Annotated in this window: 3 protein-coding genes; all 3 read left to right on the forward strand. The window is 57.1% G+C overall.

All coding sequences use genetic code 11. From position 1 onward, the window contains the following. On the forward strand, positions 1-854 hold an 854-nt coding region (locus V6575_RS06365), incomplete at its 5' end, for an MBOAT family O-acyltransferase (RefSeq protein ID WP_340273364.1). Positions 855-872: 18 nt separating this feature from the next. Further along, positions 873-2,006 carry an alginate O-acetyltransferase AlgX-related protein gene (locus tag V6575_RS06370; protein WP_340273365.1) on the forward strand — a complete coding sequence of 378 codons (1,134 nt, stop codon included), beginning with the start codon at positions 873-875 and terminating at the stop codon, positions 2,004-2,006. Positions 2,007-2,168: 162 nt separating this feature from the next. Further along, the coding region (locus tag V6575_RS06375; RefSeq protein WP_340273366.1) for a transposase at positions 2,169-2,432 on the forward strand (264 nt) is incomplete at its 3' end.

A 2,432-nucleotide genomic window follows, 5' to 3' on the forward strand; every position in this document is an offset into this window, starting at 1 on the left:
TCATGACGGGCCTTGCCAAGAAAGTGCTGATTGCCGACAGCGCGGCGGTGATCGCCGACGCGGCCTTTGCTATCCCCAATCCGACGGCGTCGGAAGCCTGGCTCGGGGCGATCGCCTATTCGATCCAGCTCTATTTCGACTTCTCGGGCTATTCCTCAATGGCGATCGGTCTTGCCATGATGGTCGGCTTCTATTTCGTCGAGAATTTCGACGCGCCCTATACCTCGGTCAACATCACCGATTTCTGGCGGCGCTGGCACATTTCGCTGTCCTCATGGTTGCGCGACTACCTCTACATCTCACTGGGCGGCAACCGCATCGGCATCAGCCGGACCTATGTCAACCTGGCGGCCACCATGGTGCTGGGCGGCCTGTGGCACGGTGCCAACATGACTTTCATCGTCTGGGGTGCCTGGCACGGGCTGTGGCTGATCATCGAACGGATCTTCAAGATCTCGGCCAATGCACCGTTCCAGATTGGCAACTGGCTGCTGACTACGCTGGTCTTTGTCATCGGCTGGGTGTTTTTCCGCTCCGAGACCATGGGGCAAGCGAAGGACATGCTCTCGGGCATGTTCGGTCTGCAAGGGTTTGCGCTGCGCAGCGACTATGCCTGGCAGTTCACCGCGTTCTCGCTGGTGTTCCTCGCGCTCGGCATTGCCATTGCCCTTGGGGAACGTCAGCTGCGCAAGGCGTTTTGCCTGAAGAGCACCCATGAGCTAGTCAAGACCAATGAAATCGACAATCCGCCGATTTCCCAGCCGATGGCGATTGCAGCCACCGTTCTCGGCGGATTGGCCATTTTAAAGCTGGTCGCCGACAGCGACACACCCTTCCTGTATTTCCAGTTCTAATCGGCCGGAGAAAGAAACATGCCTATTCGTCAGTTCAATCTCAGTGCCATGTCCGGCTCGGGCGACAATCCTGTCACCACGACTATCAAGTACCTGCCGACACTGTTCTGTGCCGCCATGTGCGGTCTGGGCATCTATGCCTTTGTGCATTTCTGGACCAGCGACGCGATGGTGGAGCATCGCCGGCAGCCCGTCGATTACGAGGATATTATCAAGGGTCGCGAGGCTCTCGCGCTGGAGGAAATCTACAAGGAAGAATTCCCGATCCGCGATTTTGCGACCGGTCTGATGAACACGATCAGCTTCGGGGTCTTTGACGAAGCCCGCAAGGGCCTGGTGAAGGGAGCGGACGGCTGGCTGTTCTCCGACGAGGAATTCACCTGGAACCGGGAATCGACCGAGACGCTCAATGAGCATCTGAAATTCATCGAGGAAACCGTCTTCGATCTCAGCCACAAGGGGATCACTGTGGTTGCCGTGCTGATCCCGGAAAAGGCGGACATCTACAGCGACAATCTGGGACGGATCGACCAGCCTGCGGCGCGGACGGTCTATTATGAAACAGTCCGCCAACGTCTTCTGGCGATGGAACACCTGAAGGTACCCGATCTTCGGGCGCGGTTTCAGGACGCGCGGGAATTTGAAAGCGTTTTCCTGAAGGCCGACACCCACTGGACCGTTTTCGGCGCCGGTGTCGCCGCGAAAGCGGTCGCGGAGACCCTGGCAGGCAGCGTCGATCTGAAAGAGACCGCTTATGAGCTGAAGCCGCAGGCGGTGACCGCTCATATGGGCGATCTCTATAATTTTGCCAAGTTTTCCGTCTTCTCGCCTTATTTTGACCAGTCGGCGGAGCAGGTCACGCGTCTCGACGCGGTGGCAGCCGAGCTTGGCCTCGACGACCTATTTGCCGAGGACAGTGCTGGACCAGAGGTCGCCCTGGTCGGGTCCAGTTACTCCGCCAATCCGCTCTGGAGCTTCGAGTCGCAGCTGCGCGCGGTCACCAGGACCGACCTGATCAATCTGGCCGCGGAAGGCGAGGGGCCTTTCAAGCCGATGGAAACGTTCCTGAAAGAGGAACGCGCGAAGCTTCCGCAGCTAAAAGTGGTGATCTGGGAGTTGCCGCTGCGCTATTTCGACGAGCCTAAATTCTGAGCAGTTGTTGAATGGGTATTGCCAAGTTGTTTGACCCCGGCGTTTCGGTTATCGAGACGACATGAGATTGCCGAGCACTTTCCCCGTCTGAAGGGGTTTCGTTTTCTGAGCCTCCCCCTTTGAAGTGGTCCTCCGCTATGTTTAGGAAAACGGAGGAAACACATGACCAACAAGCGACCAAAGCCGGAAGAGATTGTTACGAAGTTACGGCAGGTTGAGGTTCTGACAGGGCAAGGGATGCCGCGTCTGGATGCTATCCGTCAGATCAGCGTGACTGAACAAACGTTCTACCGCTGGAAGAAGAAGTACGGTGGAATGGGCACAGATCAATTGAAGGAACTGAAACGCCTTCAGCAAGAAAACGAGCGATTGCGCAGGGCCGTTTCTGATTTGACCTTGGACAAGTTAATTTTGGCGGAGGCCGCT

Source organism: Roseibium algae (genome assembly GCF_037783265.1).
GTDB lineage: Bacteria > Pseudomonadota > Alphaproteobacteria > Rhizobiales > Stappiaceae > Roseibium > Roseibium algae.

What these genes read in the sequence shown, in the direction of transcription:
- V6575_RS06370 (WP_340273365.1), top strand. Translation starts at nt 873, where the DNA reads ATGCCTATTCGTCAGTTCAATCTCAGTGCCATGTCCGGCTCGGGCGAC.